Here is a 16,788-nt window from a genome sequence, read left to right on the forward strand (position 1 = left end):
AGGTATGAGCCTCGGCCTCCCGGAGCGGATCACGGCGTTGCTGTTCGACCTCGACGGCGTGCTCACGAGCACCGCGGTCCTGCACCGCAAGGCGTGGAAGCAGACGTTCGAAGCCATGGGTCAGCCGTTCAGCGAGCAGGACTACCTCGCCTACGTCGACGGCAAGCCGCGCTACGACGGCGTCCGCAGCTTCCTCGCCTCGCGCGACCTCACGCCACCAGAAGACGAGATCCGCCGCATCGGCGACCAGAAGAACGACCTGGTCAACCAGATCATCGACGAAGAGGGCATCACGCCCTACCCCGGCTCGGTCCGCTACCTCCAAGCCGCGAGAAAGGCCGGCGTCCCCATCGGTGTCGTCACGTCCTCGGCCAACGCCATGCGCGTGCTCAGGGCGGGCGATCTCCTGGACTACGTCGACGCGCTGGTGGACGGCAACGTCATCACCGCGTCGAACCTGCAGGGCAAACCGGCACCGGACTCGTTCCTCGAAGGCGCCAGGAGACTGAAGTCAGCACCGGAGAACGCCGCGGTGTTCGAAGACGCGCTCGCGGGCGTGAAAGCGGGCCACGACGGCGGTTTCGGCTTCGTCGTGGGCGTCGACCGCGGCCACCAGCGGGAAGCCCTCAAGACCAACGGCGCCGACCAGGTCGTCGACGAGCTCGACGAGCTGCTGTCATGAGCTACACCGTCGAACCGTGGGCACTGCGCTGGCAGGGCCTCGCCGTGGACCAGCTGCACCGGACCGAGTCGACGTTCGCCCTGGCCAACGGTCACATCGGGTTCAGAGGCACCCTCGACGAAGGCGAGCCGCGCGGCCTGCCCGGCACCTACCTCAACGGCTTCTACGAACAGCACCAGCTGCCGTACGGGGAAGCGGGCTACGGCTATCCCGAGGCCGGGCAGACGGTCGTCAACGTCACCGACGGCAAGATCATCCGGTTGCTGGTCGAGGACGAGCCGCTGGACATGCGCTACGGCACCGCGATCGAGCACGAACGCGTCCTCGACTTCCGCTCCGGCACGCTGCGCCGCCGCACGGTCTGGGAGTCGCCGACCGGTCGCCGTGTGATCGTGCGCAGCGAACGGCTCGTGTCGTTCACGCAGCGCGCGGTCGCCGCCATCCGGTACGAGGTCGAGCCGATGGACGACGTGCAGCTCGTCGTCCAGTCCGACCTGCTCGCCAACGAGCCGACCGTCAGCCGCTCCAACGATCCCCGCGTCGCCGCCGCGCTGGACGCCCCGCTGGTCGACGACTTCACGATGGCCGAGAAGACGCGCGCCGTGCTGTGCCACCACACCAAGGTGTCCGGTCTTCGCATGGCCGCCGCGATGGACCACGAGATCGACGTCGACAGCGTCGTCAGCACCGACATCCGCGCCGAGGCCGACCTGGCGCGCTTCACCGCCGCCGTCGACGTCAAGGCGGGCAGCTGCCTCAAGCTCACCAAGTACCTCGCGTACGGCTGGTCCGGCCAGCGTTCCACCCCGGCACTGCGAGCCCAGGTGGAGGCCGCGCTCGCCGGTGCGTGCCAGACCGGCTGGGAAGGCCTGCAACAGGAGCAAAGGGCGTTCCTGGACGACTTCTGGCAGGTCGCCGACATCGAGATCGACGGCGACGACGAGCTGCAGCAGGCGATCCGGTTCGCGTTGTTCCACATCCTGCAGGCCGGTGCCCGCGGCGAAACCCGTGCCATTCCGGGGAAAGGCCTCACCGGGCCGGGCTACGACGGTCACGCGTTCTGGGACACCGAGATGTTCGTGCTCCCGGTGCTCACCTACACGCTCCCGGACGCCGCACGGGACGCCCTGCGCTGGCGTCACTCCACTTTGGACAAGGCCCGCGACCGCGCGAAGGTGCTGGGACTCAAGGGAGCCGCGTTCCCGTGGCGTTCGATCAACGGCGCCGAGTGCAGTGCGTACTGGCCGGCGGGCACGGCTGCGTTCCACGTCAACGGCGACGTCGCCTACGCCACGCAGCAGTACCTCAACGCCACGAACGACGAGTGCTTCGACCGCGACGAGGCCACGGAAATCCTTGCGGAGACAGCACGTCTGTGGATGTCGCTCGGCCACCACGACCGGCACGACGGGTTCCGCATCGACGGCGTGACAGGCCCGGACGAGTACTCGGCGATCGTCGACAACAACCTCTACACCAACCTGATCGCCCAGCAGAACCTGCGCGCCGCCGCCGATGCCGCGGAACGCCACCCGGACAAGGCGGACGCGTCCGAGGCGGAGATCGCGGCGTGGCGGAAGGCCGCTGACGCGATGGCGATTCCGTACGACGAGATGCTGCAGGTGCACTCGCAGGCGGACAACTTCACCAAGCACGCGGAGTGGAACTTCGAGAACACACCGCCGGAGAAGTACCCGCTGCTGCTGCACTTCCCGTACTTCGACCTGTACCGGCGCCAGGTGGTGAAGCAGGCCGACCTCGTGCTGGCGATGCACGTGCGCGGCGACGCTTTCACGCCCGAGGAGAAGGCCCGCAACTTCGCCTACTACGAGGCGCGGACGGTGCGCGACTCGTCGTTGTCGGCCGGCACGCAGGCGGTGCTGGCCGCGGAGGTCGGGCACCTCGGGCTGGCGTTCGACTACCTCGTCGAGGCCGTCTACACCGACCTCCACGACCTGCACAGCAACGTCGACAACGGCCTGCACATGGCCTCGCTCGCGGGCGCGTGGATGGCGCTGGTGGCCGGGTTCGGCGGCATGCGCGACCACGGCGGTGAGCTCACGTTCGCGCCGCGGCTGCCGGACGCCCTCACCCGGTTCTCGTTCCGCATGTGCTTCCAGGGCACCAGAATCGCCATCGACGTGCACGAGACCGAGGCCACCTACCGGATCGTCGACGGCGCCGAGCTCCGGACCAAGCACCACGGCGAGCCGATCACGATCACCGCGGACACCCCGGTAACGCTGCCGATCCCGAAGGCTCCCGAGCTCGAACGGCCGCCTTCACCGTTCGGCCGGGAGCCGCGCAGGCACTAGTTCGGGAGGAGGGAGACCTGGTAGTGCGTGATCAGGTCTCCCCTCACGAGCACGCTGAGGTTCACCGTGATCGTGGGCCGGTCGACGAACGAGAAATCGACCGTCAAATAGGCGAGCTCCAGATCGTCGGCGAGCAAACGCGTTTCCAGAATCTTGTACTCGGCTTTGAGACCGATGGGCTGGGAATCGTAGTACTCGGCGATCGCTTTTCTGCCCACCCCGTACGGGTGCAGGCCTTGAAAAATGGCGTCCTCGGTGAAGTTCGACGACACACGCTCGGGTTCGTGCGCGTCCACGGCGTCCTTCCACCGGTTCATGACCGTCTCGATGCTCATGATCAGTGCCCCGCGCTCTGGCCGCCGTCGACGTGCAGGATCTCGCCCGTGACGAAGCCGGCCTGTTCCAGGAAGGTGATCGCGTCGACGACGTCGGAGATCTCGCCGATGCGGCCGACGGGGTGCAGGTCGGCGAGCGCGTCGTGGGTCTCGGGGGCGTGCATCGGCGTGCGGATGATGCCCAGCGCCACCGTGTTGAAGCGGATGTCCTGGGCCGCGTACTCGATGGCGAGCGACTTGGTGACGGCGTTCAGACCGCCCTTGGTCAGCGACGCGAGTGCGGACGGCACGGCGGACAGCGCGTGGTCGACCAGCGTCGTCGACACGTTGACCACGTGCCCGCCGGTCATGGCGGCGACCGCGCTGCGGGTGATGTCGAAGAAGCCGACCAGGTTCGTGCCGACGACGTTCGCGAAGTCCTCGTCGGTGTACTCGGTGAACGGCTTGGCGACGAAGATCCCGGCGTTGTTGACGAGCGTGTCGACGCGACCGAACCGCGCAAGCGCTTCCTCGACGACCCGTGCGCCTTCACCGGGCTTCGACAAGTCGGCGCGAATCGCCAGCACCTCGGGGTCGTCCGAGGATTCGATGGACCGCGACACCGCTACGACCGAATAGCCGAGCTTGCGATAGGCCGGAACGAGCGCACCACCGATTCCCTGCGACGCTCCCGTGATGACAGCAACTTTGTTCGTGTTTTCCATGCTCGCCACAACGGCACGCGCTCCGGGTTGATTTCCCGGAATTGCGACGCGTTTTCTCCGACGTGGGAGGCTCAGCCTTCCACGGCACGCCAGGGGTCGTCCGCGGGCAGCCAGACGCCCTCTCGATGCAGCCCGAGGTCGCCCACGGGCCGCGTGATGGCCTCCGCTGCCGCCAGCACACCCGTCCGGACCTCGTCGGCGCGCCGGACCAGCGACCACGTCCACAGCACCTCGGGGTCGATCACCGGCCGCTGCACCAGGTCCGGCGGCAACGGGGTGGTCTGTCCCTTGGGCGAGTTCAGCACCGGTGTGGTGCACACCCGCACGTGGTCGAAGAACGCCGGCCCGGTGATGGCACCGTTGTGGATGCGCCGGACGGCGGCACCGGTGTCGTGCGCGAACTCCTCCGCGTACTCGTTCCACGACTGCCACGACGTGACGTCGTCGTCGACCAGCACCGCGATGTCCTTGGCGTGCACCGGACTCGTGTCGGTGCCCGTCGACACCGCGTAGAGCCGGTCGGCGCCGAGCAGCTGCGCGGTGAGCCCGAGCTGCTCGACGTCCTTCTGACGAATCCAGCACACCGCGAGGTCGAGGCTGCCGTCCGCGACCCGTGCGGCCTGCGCGTGCGACGGCACCACCCACGCGTCGACGTAGAGCTGCGCGACACCGGCCGTGCGCGCGGTCAGATCCGGCGGAAGCCAGTTCACGTACCCGATCCGCACCGGCTGCGACCCGGACAGCTGCCGCGCGTGCCGTTGCAGCTCGTCGGCCCGTTCCAGCAACGCCCGCACCTCGGGCACCAGCGCCGCTCCGGCAGAGGTCAGCGCCACCGTCCGGCGATCACGCGCGAACAACGGCACGCCGAGGTCGCGTTCGAGGGCCTTGATCTGCTGCGACAGCGACGGCCCCGCGATCAGCAGGCGTGCGGCGGCCCGGCCGAAGTGAAGCTCCTCGGCGACCGCGAGGAAGTACCGGAGCTGACGCAGTTCCACACCCCGCATCCTAGGAGGCTGAGCCTCTCACGCAGGAGAAAGCCGGTCGTGGCGCTCCCCACGCGCGCGGACGCACGATGGGTCCATGAGAGAGTTCATCGTCGAGATCACCACCACGTTCCCGTCGACCATGGCGCAGTCCGAAGTGGACTCGCTGCGTGCTTTGGAAGCCGTGCGAGCCAAGGAATTCACTGCTTCCGGCAACCTGGTCCGGCTGTGGCGCCCGATCGGCGAGATGCGCAGCATCGGCGTGTGGGCGGCCGAGGACGAGTCCGACCTCCACACGAACGTCCTCGGGACACTGCCGCTGAGCCCGTACATGACGTTCGAGGTCACCGCCGTGCAGCCGCACCCGAACGACCCCGGCCGCTCGTGAGCGCTCGCCAGGCCGGTGCGGCACTCGCGGCCGCCATGGGCATCGGACGGTTCGTCTACACCCCGATCCTGCCGCTGATGACCGCTCAGGCAGGGCTGAGCGCGACGGGAGCGGCGAGCCTGGCCACCGCCAACTACCTGGGGTACTTCGTGGGCGCGCTCGCCACGATCGTCCGGGCACCTTCACGCGCCACGAACCGATGGGCGCTAGTGCTGCTCGTGGTGACGCTCGCCGGGATGCCGCTGACGCACAGCTTCGCCGCGTGGTTCGTGTTGCGGTTGGTGGCCGGGGTGGCGAGTGCGGTGGTGTTCGTCGCCGCGGTGAACGCCGGGCCGGGGTGGGGGCTGAGCGGAGTAGGGCTGGGGATCGCGCTGTCGGGTGTGATCGTGCTGGTGCGGGCGGAGTGGGGGTTCGCCTGGTGGGTCGCGGCGGGGGTGTCGGCCTTGCTGACGGCAGTGGCCTGGCGGATGCAGCCGAAGGGTCCGGCGCCCCAGCTTCCGCCCGGCGGGAACGAAGAGATCCACACGCGGCCGTGGTCGACCCGCCCCAACCGTCGCGAGTTCGCGGCCCTCCTCGCCGCCTACACCCTCGAAGGCGTCGGCTACATCATCGCGGGCACCTTCCTCGTCGCCGCCATCAGCGGCCCTCTCGGCACCCTCTCCTGGGTCCTCGTGGGCGCTTCCGCCGCCCTCTCCCCCGCTCTGGTGAAGCTCGGCGGCCGCTACCTCCTGCCGGCCGTCTTCGCCGTGCAGGCCGTGGGCATCGCTCTACCCGCTCTCGTCGGCGGAACGGTCGCCGCTCTGATCGCGGTGACGCTGTTCGGAGCCACGTTCCTCACCATCGCGGGAATCACGCTCAAGACCGGCGCGGGCCTTGGCTTCCCGCGCTCAGCCGCGATTCTCACCACCGGCTACTCGGCGGGCCAGATCATCGGCCCGCTCGTCGCGACTCCCGTGCTCCACCACGGCTACCACGACGCGCTGCTGCTGGCCGCGGCGATCGTTCTCACAGCTCTAGCACCACTTTCACGTCTCCCGGCCGTGACTCGAACGCCTCCGCGAAGGACTCCAGCGGAACTCGTCGAGTGATCAGCGACGACACCCAGGAGTCGTCCGCCCTGTCCAGCACGGCGGCGGCCTCCTGGTAGTGCCGGACGTTCGAGTTGACGGTGCCGAACACGATTCCGTTGCGCAGCACCAGATCCCGGTTCGCCTGCCCCAGATCCACCGGAACGACCTCTGTGGACGGTACCCCGGTCAGGCACACCAGCTCCCGCCCGAGCAGCCGCGCCACCAGCGAAGGCGCGCCCGTCGCCTCGATCACGACCTGATGATCAGGCAACGAACGGTGGTAGGTCGCACCCAAAGACTCCACCAAAGCGGGCTTCGGGCCGTCGGTGGCCAGGTCGAAGACGTGCACGTCGAGCCCGCGCTGCACCCCGACCAACGCCGCCAACAGGCCGATCGGCCCCGCACCCGTCACGAGAACACTGGAAAACGGGAACAACGCGAGCCGATCCAGCCGCTCCCACGCCTTCACCACCACCGACAACGGCTCCAGGAGCACACCTGTCGACGAGCTGACACCCACGGCGTACTCGGCGGGAATCGTCCACAACGTCGAGCCGTAGCCGTCGAGCCCGGTGATCCCGCGCTCGGTGTACTGCCCGTTCCGGCACATGTCGAACTCCCCGCGCGCACACGCCACGCACGGCACCGGGTCGGGTCTCCTGACCACGCCCGCCACGAGTGAGCCCGGCGTGAACCCCGGACCGCTGACCACGCGCCCCAGCGACTCGTGTCCGATCACGAGAGTTCCGCCGACACCGAACTCGCCGCGCACGATCTCGCGGTCGGTCCCGCAGATCCCGATCGCCACGCCCTCCACCAGCAGCTCGTCCGGTCCCGGCACCGGATCGGGCAGTTCGGAGATCGACAAAGAGCCGGCTCGTGCAAGATCAACCGTCAGTGCGCGCATGAAGACCATTCTTGACACATCAACACCTTCACGCTGAGTATGAGAGCGCTCTCACCGCCCTGAACCCGGTGAGTGCCCTGTCTCAGTGAGGAGATAGTCGATGCGCAAGCTCCTGCTGCTCGCGACATCGGCCCTACTTGGGCTGACAACGATGTCCGCACCAGTGCAAGCAGCTCCACCCAACCTGCTCCCGCTCACCGTCACGAACAGCTCGGGCCGCGGCGACGCCGTGTTCCTGTACATCACCGGCGAGATGGGAGGCAGGCTCGGCTACGTGAACGCGAACGGCCAGTTCACAGCCTGGTCCGGCGGCGCCATCCCCCCGGTGCCCGCTCCGGACGTCTCGATCCCCGGTCCTGCCAACGGCGGTAGCAGGACCCTGCAGATCCCGATCAACCTCGCCGGCGGCCGGCTCTACATGTCCTTCCGGGACAAGCTGAAGTTCAGTCTCGTGCCCAACGGCCTGGTGCAGCCGGCGCCTTGGGCGGGCGGCGACCCCAACCGCGACATCCTGTTCGACTGGAGCGAGTTCACCTACAACGGCGGCGGGTTGTGGTTGAACAGCTCGCAGGTCGACATGTTCTCGGTGCCGCACGCGGTCGAGGCGACGTCGCAGGCCGGTGCCACCAAGAAGACCGGCCAGCTCGTCGCGAACGGTCGCAACCGCGTCTTCGACCAGCACCAGCAGCTCGGCGGCGACTGGGCTCGGCTGGTCTACACGCGCGGTGACGGCACGCGGCTGCGCGTCCTCAACCCCAGCAAGGGTCTCGACGCGGGCCTGTTCTCGAGCTCGTACTTCGCGAGCTACGTCAGCAACACGTGGGCGACGTACCAGAACACGCCGCTGACCGTGGTGCCGTTCCAGAACGAGCCGAACCGCAAGTTCACCGGACGCACCAGCGGCGGGGTCCTGAACTTCACCAACACGGCGGGCCAGCAGGTCGCGTCGTTCCAGCAGCCGCCGACGCGGGACGTCCTCAACTGCGACGGCCGGCTCGCGGCACCGAACAACGACGTCGGCGCGATCTCGCGGTCGCTCTGCGCGGCGCTGAACCGCTCGACGCTCGGCTTCATCCACACCGCGCCGACCTACGACGCGAGCCAGTTCTACACCCGCCCGACCACCAACCACTACTCGAAGATCGTGCACGCCAACATGGTCGACGGGAAGGCGTACGGGTTCGCGTTCGATGACGTCGGCGCCTTCGAGTCACTTGTCCACGAACCGAACCCGCGTTCGGCAAAAGTCACCCTGACCGCATTCTGAACCGAAGTGTTCTTGCTTTTGATCGACTTTCACTCCACTGTGTGAGACGCCGTCGCCGCGGCTCTCACACAGTGGAGTCGTTGTGTGCGTACAGGTCCTGTTGGTCGAGGACGACGAGCGAATCCGTCAGGCGCTCAGTCTCGCCTTGTCCGACGAGGAATTCACCGTTGACGAGGCGGAGTCGGGTGAAGAGGCGTTGCGGCGTCTGGAGTCCGAGTCGTTCGACGTGGTGCTGCTCGACCTGACGCTGCCCGGCGTCGACGGCCTGGAGGTCGTGCGCACGCTCAGGTCCCGCGGTGACCTGCCGATCATCGTCGTGACAGCCAGGACGGACGCCCGTGACGTGATCGCCGGGCTGGAGGCCGGCGCGGACGACTACGTCACGAAACCGTTGATGGCGAGCGTTCTCGCGGCACGGATACGCGCCTTGTTGCGCAGACGCGGACCCGGCAGGGAAGCAGTCCGGATCGGCGATCTGGAAATCCGTCCGCAGGAAGGACTCGTGCACCGAGCGGGCGAACGCGTTCATCTCACTCGCACCGAATTCCGGCTGCTGCTGGAACTCGCTGGTGCGGGCGGACGAATCGTCACCAGGGAACAGTTGCTGCAAAAGGTTTGGGGATATGACTACTTTGGTGACACCCGACTGCTCGACGTGCACATAAGAAGGCTCCGCCGCAAGATCGAGGCGAACCCGGACGATCCCGCCCTGGTGCTCACCGTGCGCGGCACCGGGTATCGGATCCGGTCGTGAAGCTCTCCCTGCGCTGCCGCGTCACCCTCTCGTTCGGCTTCGGCCTGCTGGTTGTCACGAGCGTGCTGGCGTTCGCGACCTGGAACCTCGCCTCCGGCTACATGATGCGGCAACGGGAAGCCAGCGCGGCGCGGCAGGCGGAGGTCAACGTGCGGCTGATCGAGAAGTCGCTGTCCTCGCCAGGACTCGACGAGCTGCTGACCGGGCTCACCACCGGCCCGGACTCGTCGATCCTGGTGCTCAGCCCCGACCGGCTGGTGACGGCGGGCCGCAAGGTCGAGCCGTCCGAGCTGCCGGCCGATCTGGTGGAGCACCCGCCGGGCAAGGCGCGGCTGACGGTCGCGGGCCTGTCCGTGATCGCCGTGACGCGGCCGGTGGCCGGCGGTTCCGTGTACGTGGAGCTGTTCCCGTTGCAGCAGCTGGATCGGACGTTCGGGTTCCTCAGCGCTGTTCTGATCGCGGGCACGATCGGCTCCGCGCTGCTCGGCGCGGCGCTGGGCTCGTGGGCGTCGAAGCGCGCGTTGAAACCGTTGGCGGAACTGAACTCCGCCGCCGGACGAATCGCGGGCGGCGACCTCCGCGCCCGGCTGCCCGACCAGGACGACCCGGATCTCGCTGCTTTGGCGGCGAAGTTCAACTCGACGGCTCAGGCCCTGGAGCAGAGGGCTTTGCGGGACGCCAGGTTCGCCTCCGACGTGTCGCACGAGCTGCGGTCGCCGCTGACGACGATGGTCAACGCGGGCGCGGTGCTGCGGCGCCGTCGCGAACACCTTCCAGGCACCGCCGGAACCGCGTTGGAACTGCTCACCTCCGAGGTGGATCGGTTCGCCCGGATGGTCGTGGACCTGCTGGAGATCTCGCGCGCCGACCAGACCGACGACTACGAGACCGAGGAGCTCGACCTGAGTGCGTTGGTGCGTCACGTGATCGCTTCCCGGTGGCGCGCGGTCCCCGTCTCGGCGTCGCCGGTGACGGTGCAGGGCGACCGCCGCCGGCTCGACCGCGTGCTCGCGAACCTGATGGAGAACGCCGAACGCCACGCGGACGGCGCGATCTTCGTGTCGGTGCGCCAGTACGGTTCCGTGGCGCGCATCGAGGTGGAGGACGACGGGCCTGGTGTGCCGGAAGCGTTGCGGGAGCAGATCTTCGAACGGTTCGCGCGCGGCAGGCCCGGCAGCCGCGGCGACGACACGGGCAGCGGCCTCGGGCTCGCGCTGGTTCGCGAGCACGTGCACCGCCACCGCGGCCGCGTGTGGGTGGAGGATCGCTTCCCGCGTGGCGCGCGGTTCGTCGTCGAGTTGCCGGCGGTCTGAACGCACTAGATTGGGTTCATGGGGGACGACTTCGAGGACGACTGGTCCACGCAGACCGTGTCGATCAAGGTGGACGCCGACCTCGCCACGGCCGTGCGGCTGGTCGAGGAACGGCTCGGGATCCGGCTCGTCGAGAACGAGCACGGGCGGTTCCGCGGACCGGACGCGTCCGGCGCGACGGTCAGCGTGTCCGCGAACGACCGGGAGATTCCCGACTTCCTGACCGACGAGGAGAAAGCGTCGATGCGGGAGGCCATCGGGCCGGAGCCGTCCTCGATCTACGTGCGGCACACCGCTGTGGGCCGGGAGATCGTCGAGGCGTTGTCCGGTCCGCCGTTCCGCCTGAACTACATCATGCCGCGTGCGACAGCAGCGGATCTGCGGCGCAGTGGCGGGTGGGAGCGCGTCGTCGCGGCGCTCAACGCGCAGGGCTGGCGGGAGACCTGGCTGAGGATCGACGGTCCGCCGGTGGTGCTGGAAGGCCATGTGCCGACGGGCGAGGAGTACGAGATCAAGTGCCGCGGTGACGAGTGCTGCTTCCAGGTCGAGGTGGACGGCTTCGGCTGGAAGTCCTACACCCTCGACTACGAGGGCGCCGGAGTCATCGAACCGGACGAGGCCCTTCGCGTGCTGCACGAACTGCACGGCAGATGGCTCGCCGACCACTAGCCATTACGGAGTTCTGACGTCATCGCCTCTCGGAGCGCCCGGCACGCCCAGCGGTCCTACGGTCGACGCATGCGAGTACTGATCACCGGCGGGGCCGGGTTCATCGGGTCGCACGTCGCGGACGAGCTGGCCGCCCAAGGCCACGACTGCGTGCTGCTCGACGCGCTGCTGCCCGAGGCGCACGGTTCCCTCCCGGAGCTGGACCACGAACTTGTCATTGGCGACGTGACCTCTCCCGACGTGCTGCGGCCATTGCTGTCCACAGTGGACGCGGTGTGCCACCAGGCGGCGATGGTCGGGCACGGCGTCGATCCCTTCGACGCGCCGTCGTACGCGCGGCACAACGACCTCGGCACGGCGGTGGTGCTGGCCGAGATGTACCGGGCCGGGGTGTCGCGGCTGGTGCTGGCGTCGTCGATGGTCGTGTACGGCGAGGGGCGCTACCGCTGCCTGTCGCACGGCGTGGTGCGGGCCGAGCGCAACGCCGACGATCTCAAGAACGGCCTGTACGAGCCGCGCTGCTTCTGCGGCGACTTCCTCGTGCCCGAACTGGTGCCCGAGGACGCGCCGCTCGACCCGCGCAGCACCTACGCGGCGACGAAGCTGGCGCAGGAGCACCTGGCGTCGGCGTGGGCGCGGCAGACCGGCGGGAGCGTGTGGGCGTTGCGGTACCACAACGTCTACGGGCCGCGGATGCCGCGCGACACCCCGTACGCCGGCGTGGCGTCGATCTTCCGGTCGGCGTTGCAGAACGGCGAGTCGCCGCGCGTGATGGAAGACGGGCGGCAGCGGCGGGACTTCGTGCACGTCACCGATGTGGCGCGGGCGAACGTGCTCGCGTTGTCGTCGCCGCGTCCCGGGTTCGAGGCCGTGAACGTCTGTTCCGGCTCTCCGCACACGATCGGCGAGCTGGCGTTCGCGCTGGCCGACGCGTGCGACGGGCCCACGCCGTCGATCGTCGGCGGGGCGCGGCCCGGCGATGTGCGGCACGTCGTCGCCTCGCCCGCGAAAGCGTTGGAAGTGCTGGGTTTCGAGGCTCAGGTCGGGTTCGCCGAGGGCGTGCGGGAGTTCGCGTTCGCCGAGCAGCGGGAGCCGGTCACCAGTTCGTGAGCACGAGGTGGTTCACCGCCAGGGCTGTGACGGCCTGGGCGGTGAGCCACCTCTTCTGGTTTTCCAGTTTCGAGGTTCCGACCAGGAGCCAGATCGCGAACGGCAGCCAGATGCGTTCGGTCTCGGCCTTGCTCAACCCGGACAGGTCCGCGGCCAGGACGGCGACGCCCGCCGCGATGACCCACTTGTCCTTGCGCAACCCCTTGATTCCGGCCGGGCCGATGACGACCGCGAGAGCCGCCAGGTTCGCCCACACGAAGTACCAGTACGGCCGGACGATGCCGTAACCCTGGTAGTAGCGCTCTTTGACGAGCTCGTAGCCGTCGTACCACCAGAAGCCGAACAGTGCGAAGGCCCCCACGACCGCGAGCGCGCCTCCCAGCGCCAGCACGACCCTCCGGCCGGTGGCACCGAGGTCGCCTTTCTGCCACACAGCCGCGAGCGCGAGCGGGGCGAGCAGGATCAGGCCGTACGACAGGAACAGGCACCAGCCCAGCACGATCCCGCCCAGCACCGGCCACCTGGTGAGCAGGTAGAGCCCGACCGCCGCGACGCCCATGAACATGCCGTCCGCGGACGCCCCCACCCACACCGCGCCGGGGAACAGCACCAGGAACGGCAGCACCGCGTAGTTGTCGATCGCTTTGGGAACCGCCACGACGACGAGCGCTCCGACGAGCACGCAGAAGATCGACGCGATCGTCCCGCCCCCGAGTCCGATGCGGTCGAGCCAGACGAACGTGAGCAGCGCGCCCGGCGGATGCGCGGAGACGTGCGTGGTCCACGAGTCGGGCTGGAAGTCGAGAATGCGGGTGGTGAAGCTGTTCAACGTGGCCGGGATGTCGGTGATCTCCGGAACGTGGTGCAGGTACTCGTCCATGGTGGCGAGCCGGCCGACGAACAGGTTCCAGCCGTCGATCATCGCGAGCGCGAACGTCCAGGCCACCGCCGTCACGTAGGCGATCGGCAACGCGAACCGGTGCCGCGCCAGCTCGGGCCCCTTGGCGACGACGAGGAACGCGATGAGGATCGCCGCGGGCGTGCCGGGCCCGATGTGGGGCTGCCACTCGCCGAAGAACGGCGGGGCGGACACATAGGTCAGGCCGGGGTGGTAGGTGTTGACCACAAGGCCGACGATGACGGCGGCAGCGACGAGCAGGCCCGCGATGACTAGACGCACCGCGCCCAACTTAGGCCCAGTCGGCCGGCCTCGCAGACCACGCAAGACAATCGTAAGAACTCTTTCGTGCGTCACAATTCCGTAAGCACCACAACACTTTCCGATGGTCCAGGGTGGACACATGGATGTCGTGTTGCCCTGCCTGGACGAGGCCGCCGCACTACCGGCGGTGCTCGCCTCCCTGCCTCCCGGCCACCGCGCGATCGTCGTGGACAACGGCTCGGTCGACGGCTCTCCTTCCGTGGCGGCGTCTCTGGGCGCCTTGGTCGTGCACGAGCAGAAGCGCGGTTATGGCGCCGCCGTGCACACGGGCCTGCTCGCTGCCACTTCTGACGTCGTGGCGTTCGCCGACGCGGACGGCTCGCTGGACCTGGCCGAGCTGCCCGCGATGGCGGAGTTGCTCTCCGATGCCGATCTGGTGGTCGGCCGGCGGGTGCCGGTGTCCGCCGGTGTGTGGCCGTGGCACGCGCGGGCGGGCAACGCCGTGATCTCGGGGTTGCTCCGCCGACGGGGGCTGAACGTGCACGACATCGCGCCGCTGCGGGTGTGCCGCCGGGAAGCGTTGCTGGCGTTGGACGTGCAGGACCGCGCGTTCGGCTACCCGCTGGAACTGCTGGTGCGCGCCGGGGCCGCGGGATGGCGGGTGCGCGAGGTCGACGTCTCGTACGGCCCACGCGCGGCGGGAACGCGTTCCAAGGTCTCTGGTTCGGTGCGCGGCACGCTGCGGGCGGCGCGGGACATGGCGGGGGTGCTGCGGTGAGGTTCTGTCTGCTGATCATGGCCAAGTCGCCGGTGCCGGGCCAGGTGAAGACCCGGCTGTGCCCGCCGCTGACGGCTGAGGAGGCCGCCGACGTGGCCGCGGCTTCGTTGCTCGACACGATCTCGGCAGCGCTCGAGACCCCTGGCGCGGTGCCCGTGGTGGCGCTGGCGGGGATCGTGCGGCGAGAGGACGTGCGGGACGCGCTCGCCGAGTGCGTGGTGATTCCGCAGCGGGGCTGGACGTTCGCCGAACGGCTGGTCAACGCGCACGCGGATGTCGCACGGTTCGGGATGCCGGTCCTGCAGATCGGGATGGACACGCCACAGGTGACGCCGTCGCTGCTGGAGTCGTGCGCGGAGTTCGAGGAGGCGGCGCTCGGCTTCGCGTTGGACGGCGGCTGGTGGGCGCTGGGCTTGCGGGATCCGCAGCGCGCGGACGTGCTGAGTGGCGTCCCGATGTCGCAGGCGGACACCGGCCTGCGAACGATGGAGGCGTTGCGCGGGTTGAAGATCCGCCAGCTCCCGATTCTGTCTGATGTGGACACGATGGTCGACGCCCGCGCGGTCGCGGCTCAGGTGCCGCAGAGCCGGTTCGCCGCAACCCTGGCCGAGATAGCGGCGGTGGCCCGATGATGTTCGACCAGGCTCTGCAGGGCCATCCCAGCTGGCTCGATCTCGCCGTCCTCAGCCCGCGCGACCTCACCACCGGCCCGCGACGCCCAGCCACCACCCCGCGCGAGCGCGGCACCAGTCCGCGTGAGCTCAGCGTCTCCCGGTGGCACGCTGCTGCCGGCGGCGCCGATGACGTTCTGCTCGACGCCTGTACCGGCCCCACCCTCGACATCGGCTGCGGCCCAGGCCGTCTCGTGGCCGCCCTCCTGGCCCGTGGCGTCCAGGCGCTCGGCGTCGACGTGTCCCCGGAAGCGATCCGCCGCACCACCGAGCGCGGCGGCATCGCGATCCGGCGCGACGTGTTCGACCTGCTGCCCGGCGAAGGTCACTGGCAACACGTGCTGCTCGCCGACGGCAACATCGGCATCGGCGGCGACCCGGCCGCGCTACTGAGGCGCACCAGGGCTTTGCTAAAGCCCAGCGGCACCGTCGTCGTCGAGGTCGAGCAACCCGGCTCCGGGCTCGCGATCGGCCAGGCACGGGTGCGCACGGAAGGCACGCTCGGCCCGTGGTTCCCGTGGGCCTGGAGCGACGCCGAGTCCGTTCCCGCCGACGGGTTCTTCCTGCTGTGGCAAGAAGAACGCGCCGGACGCTTCTTCGCGTGCTGGGAGAAACTGTGAAACTGCCGACTTTCAGGGCACCCGCGCACCACACCGGCGTGACCAGCCGCGTCGGGACGTGGCTCGGCATCACGTTCGGGCTGTGCTTCATCACCGGGCTGCTCAGCCACGGTGTGCAGCACGACTGGCCGTGGCCGACCCGGCCCGTCGACCTGTACCGGGTCACGCAGGGGGTGCACGTGATCTCCGGGGTCGCGTCGATCCCGTTGCTGCTGGCCAAGTTGTGGAGCGTCTACCCGAAGCTGTTCGAACGGCCGCTGGTCCGCAACGTGCCGCACGCGCTGGAACGCGGCTCGATCTTCGTGCTCATCGGGGCGTCGTTCTTCGAGCTGGCGACCGGGCTCTTCAACGCGGCGCAGAACTACCCGTGGTCGTTCTACTTCCCGACCGCCCACTACGCGGTGGCGTGGATCGCGATCGGCGCGCTGCTCGTGCACATCGCGGTGAAGATCCCGGTCATCCGGCGCACGCTCGAACCGGCGTCGACCGAGAAAACCCTGTTGTCCCGCAGGGCTTTCCTCCGTACGACCGCCCTGACGACAGGTGTCGCGGTCGTCGCGACGGCAGGTGCCACCGTGCCGTGGCTGCGGGAGATCTCGGTTCTGGCCTGGAGGTCACCCGGTGCGCTGCCGGTGAACCGGACGGCGAAAGCCGCGAACATCGTTGTGCCACAAGACTGGCGATTGAAGGTGGGTGCGAAGAGCTACTCGCTCGCCGACCTGAATGCCATGCCGCAGACCACCGTCGAACTGCCGATCGCGTGCGTCGAGGGCTGGAGCCAGAACGCGACCTGGACCGGCGTTCGCGTCGTCGACCTGGTCGAGAAGGGCGACATCAGGGTGAAGTCGCTGGAGCAGGAGGGGCTGTACCGCGAGACCACGCTGCCGGAGGCGTTCGCGCAGGACCCGCTGACGTTGCTGGCGCTCCGGCTCGACGGCGAGGAGCTCAGCCCGGACCACGGCTATCCGTGCCGGCTGATCGCTCCGAACCGGCCGGGTGTGTTGCAGACCAAGTGGGTCACGTCGCTGGAGGTGCTGGCGTGAGGAATCAGACTCGGGGC

Annotated in this window: 18 protein-coding genes; 13 read left to right on the top strand and 5 right to left on the bottom strand. The window is 68.9% G+C overall.

Annotated elements, in window-relative coordinates; genetic code table 11:
- Positions 1 to 4 precede the first annotated feature (4 nt).
- Positions 5 to 682: a beta-phosphoglucomutase family hydrolase gene (locus AB0M24_RS27340; RefSeq protein ID WP_363773688.1), complete on the top strand. Its 678-nt coding sequence runs from the start codon at positions 5 to 7 to the stop codon at positions 680 to 682.
- A complete protein-coding gene (locus tag AB0M24_RS27345) occupies positions 679 to 2,997 on the top strand; it encodes a glycosyl hydrolase family 65 protein (RefSeq protein ID WP_363773691.1) in 2,319 nt (772 codons plus the stop codon). The genes AB0M24_RS27340 and AB0M24_RS27345 overlap by 4 nt, the downstream gene beginning before the upstream one ends.
- Here the strand turns inward: AB0M24_RS27345 and AB0M24_RS27350 are convergent.
- The 3 genes from AB0M24_RS27350 to AB0M24_RS27360 form a co-directional block, all read right to left on the bottom strand.
- Positions 2,994 to 3,332 (bottom strand): hypothetical protein, encoded by a 339-nt coding sequence (locus AB0M24_RS27350; RefSeq protein WP_363773694.1) that lies wholly within the window; start codon positions 3,330 to 3,332, stop codon positions 2,994 to 2,996. The two genes, AB0M24_RS27345 and AB0M24_RS27350, sit on opposite strands and share 4 nt — an antisense overlap.
- A gap of 2 nt (positions 3,333 to 3,334) precedes the next feature.
- The gene (locus AB0M24_RS27355; RefSeq protein WP_363773697.1) at positions 3,335 to 4,036 is read right to left on the bottom strand and encodes an SDR family oxidoreductase; all 702 of its coding nucleotides are present in this window, start codon (positions 4,034 to 4,036) and stop codon (positions 3,335 to 3,337) included.
- Between the two features lie 71 nt (positions 4,037 to 4,107).
- Complete coding sequence (locus tag AB0M24_RS27360; RefSeq protein WP_363773700.1) at positions 4,108 to 5,040, bottom strand: LysR family transcriptional regulator; 933 nt, start codon at positions 5,038 to 5,040, stop codon at positions 4,108 to 4,110.
- 76 nt (positions 5,041 to 5,116) lie between these two features.
- Between AB0M24_RS27360 and AB0M24_RS27365 the strand changes: the two genes are divergently transcribed.
- Positions 5,117 to 5,407, top strand: a complete 291-nt coding sequence (locus tag AB0M24_RS27365) for a muconolactone Delta-isomerase family protein (RefSeq protein ID WP_363773703.1) — start codon at positions 5,117 to 5,119, stop codon at positions 5,405 to 5,407.
- Positions 5,404 to 6,495, top strand: a complete 1,092-nt coding sequence (locus tag AB0M24_RS27370; RefSeq protein WP_363773706.1) for a YbfB/YjiJ family MFS transporter — start codon at positions 5,404 to 5,406, stop codon at positions 6,493 to 6,495. Before AB0M24_RS27365 ends, AB0M24_RS27370 begins: the two co-directional genes overlap by 4 nt.
- On the opposite strand, the gene AB0M24_RS27375 is transcribed toward AB0M24_RS27370, so the two are convergent.
- On the bottom strand, positions 6,413 to 7,384 hold the full coding sequence (locus AB0M24_RS27375; RefSeq protein WP_363773709.1) for an alcohol dehydrogenase catalytic domain-containing protein: 972 nt from the start codon (positions 7,382 to 7,384) through the stop codon (positions 6,413 to 6,415). The two genes, AB0M24_RS27370 and AB0M24_RS27375, sit on opposite strands and share 83 nt — an antisense overlap.
- Before the next feature lie 100 nt (positions 7,385 to 7,484).
- Between AB0M24_RS27375 and AB0M24_RS27380 the strand changes: the two genes are divergently transcribed.
- The 5 genes from AB0M24_RS27380 (at position 7,485) to AB0M24_RS27400 (ending at position 12,497) form a co-directional block, all read left to right on the top strand.
- Entirely contained in the window at positions 7,485 to 8,651 is a 1,167-nt protein-coding gene (locus tag AB0M24_RS27380; RefSeq protein WP_363773712.1) for a beta-1,3-glucanase family protein, read from the top strand.
- A gap of 82 nt (positions 8,652 to 8,733) precedes the next feature.
- Positions 8,734 to 9,405 (top strand): response regulator transcription factor, encoded by a 672-nt coding sequence (locus AB0M24_RS27385; RefSeq protein ID WP_363773715.1) that lies wholly within the window; start codon positions 8,734 to 8,736, stop codon positions 9,403 to 9,405.
- Complete coding sequence (locus tag AB0M24_RS27390; protein WP_363773717.1) at positions 9,402 to 10,718, top strand: HAMP domain-containing sensor histidine kinase; 1,317 nt, start codon at positions 9,402 to 9,404, stop codon at positions 10,716 to 10,718. The genes AB0M24_RS27385 and AB0M24_RS27390 overlap by 4 nt, the downstream gene beginning before the upstream one ends.
- Positions 10,719 to 10,736: 18 nt before the next feature.
- Positions 10,737 to 11,387 carry a hypothetical protein gene (locus AB0M24_RS27395; protein WP_363773720.1) on the top strand — a complete coding sequence of 217 codons (651 nt, stop codon included), beginning with the start codon at positions 10,737 to 10,739 and terminating at the stop codon, positions 11,385 to 11,387.
- 69 nt (positions 11,388 to 11,456) lie between these two features.
- On the top strand, positions 11,457 to 12,497 hold the full coding sequence (locus tag AB0M24_RS27400; protein ID WP_363773723.1) for an NAD-dependent epimerase/dehydratase family protein: 1,041 nt from the start codon (positions 11,457 to 11,459) through the stop codon (positions 12,495 to 12,497).
- Here the strand turns inward: AB0M24_RS27400 and AB0M24_RS27405 are convergent.
- Positions 12,484 to 13,677 carry a hypothetical protein gene (locus tag AB0M24_RS27405; RefSeq protein ID WP_363773726.1) on the bottom strand — a complete coding sequence of 398 codons (1,194 nt, stop codon included), beginning with the start codon at positions 13,675 to 13,677 and terminating at the stop codon, positions 12,484 to 12,486. The two genes, AB0M24_RS27400 and AB0M24_RS27405, sit on opposite strands and share 14 nt — an antisense overlap.
- A 121-nt stretch (positions 13,678 to 13,798) precedes the next feature.
- Here AB0M24_RS27405 and AB0M24_RS27410 point away from each other — a divergent pair, with 121 nt between their 5' ends.
- The 4 genes from AB0M24_RS27410 to AB0M24_RS27425 are packed head-to-tail and all read left to right on the top strand — an operon-like array spanning position 13,799 to position 16,771.
- Positions 13,799 to 14,437, top strand: coding sequence for a glycosyltransferase family 2 protein (locus AB0M24_RS27410; protein ID WP_363773729.1), 639 nt, complete (start codon positions 13,799 to 13,801; stop codon positions 14,435 to 14,437).
- Positions 14,434 to 15,069 (top strand): DUF2064 domain-containing protein, encoded by a 636-nt coding sequence (locus tag AB0M24_RS27415; protein ID WP_363773732.1) that lies wholly within the window; start codon positions 14,434 to 14,436, stop codon positions 15,067 to 15,069. The genes AB0M24_RS27410 and AB0M24_RS27415 overlap by 4 nt, the downstream gene beginning before the upstream one ends.
- Entirely contained in the window at positions 15,066 to 15,728 is a 663-nt protein-coding gene (locus tag AB0M24_RS27420) for a class I SAM-dependent methyltransferase (RefSeq protein ID WP_363773735.1), read from the top strand. The genes AB0M24_RS27415 and AB0M24_RS27420 overlap by 4 nt, the downstream gene beginning before the upstream one ends.
- The gene (locus AB0M24_RS27425; protein WP_363773738.1) at positions 15,725 to 16,771 is read left to right on the top strand and encodes a molybdopterin-dependent oxidoreductase; all 1,047 of its coding nucleotides are present in this window, start codon (positions 15,725 to 15,727) and stop codon (positions 16,769 to 16,771) included. The genes AB0M24_RS27420 and AB0M24_RS27425 overlap by 4 nt, the downstream gene beginning before the upstream one ends.
- Positions 16,772 to 16,788 lie beyond the last annotated feature (17 nt).

The organism is Lentzea sp. NPDC051838 (assembly GCF_040681245.1).
Lineage (GTDB): Bacteria > Actinomycetota > Actinomycetes > Mycobacteriales > Pseudonocardiaceae > Lentzea.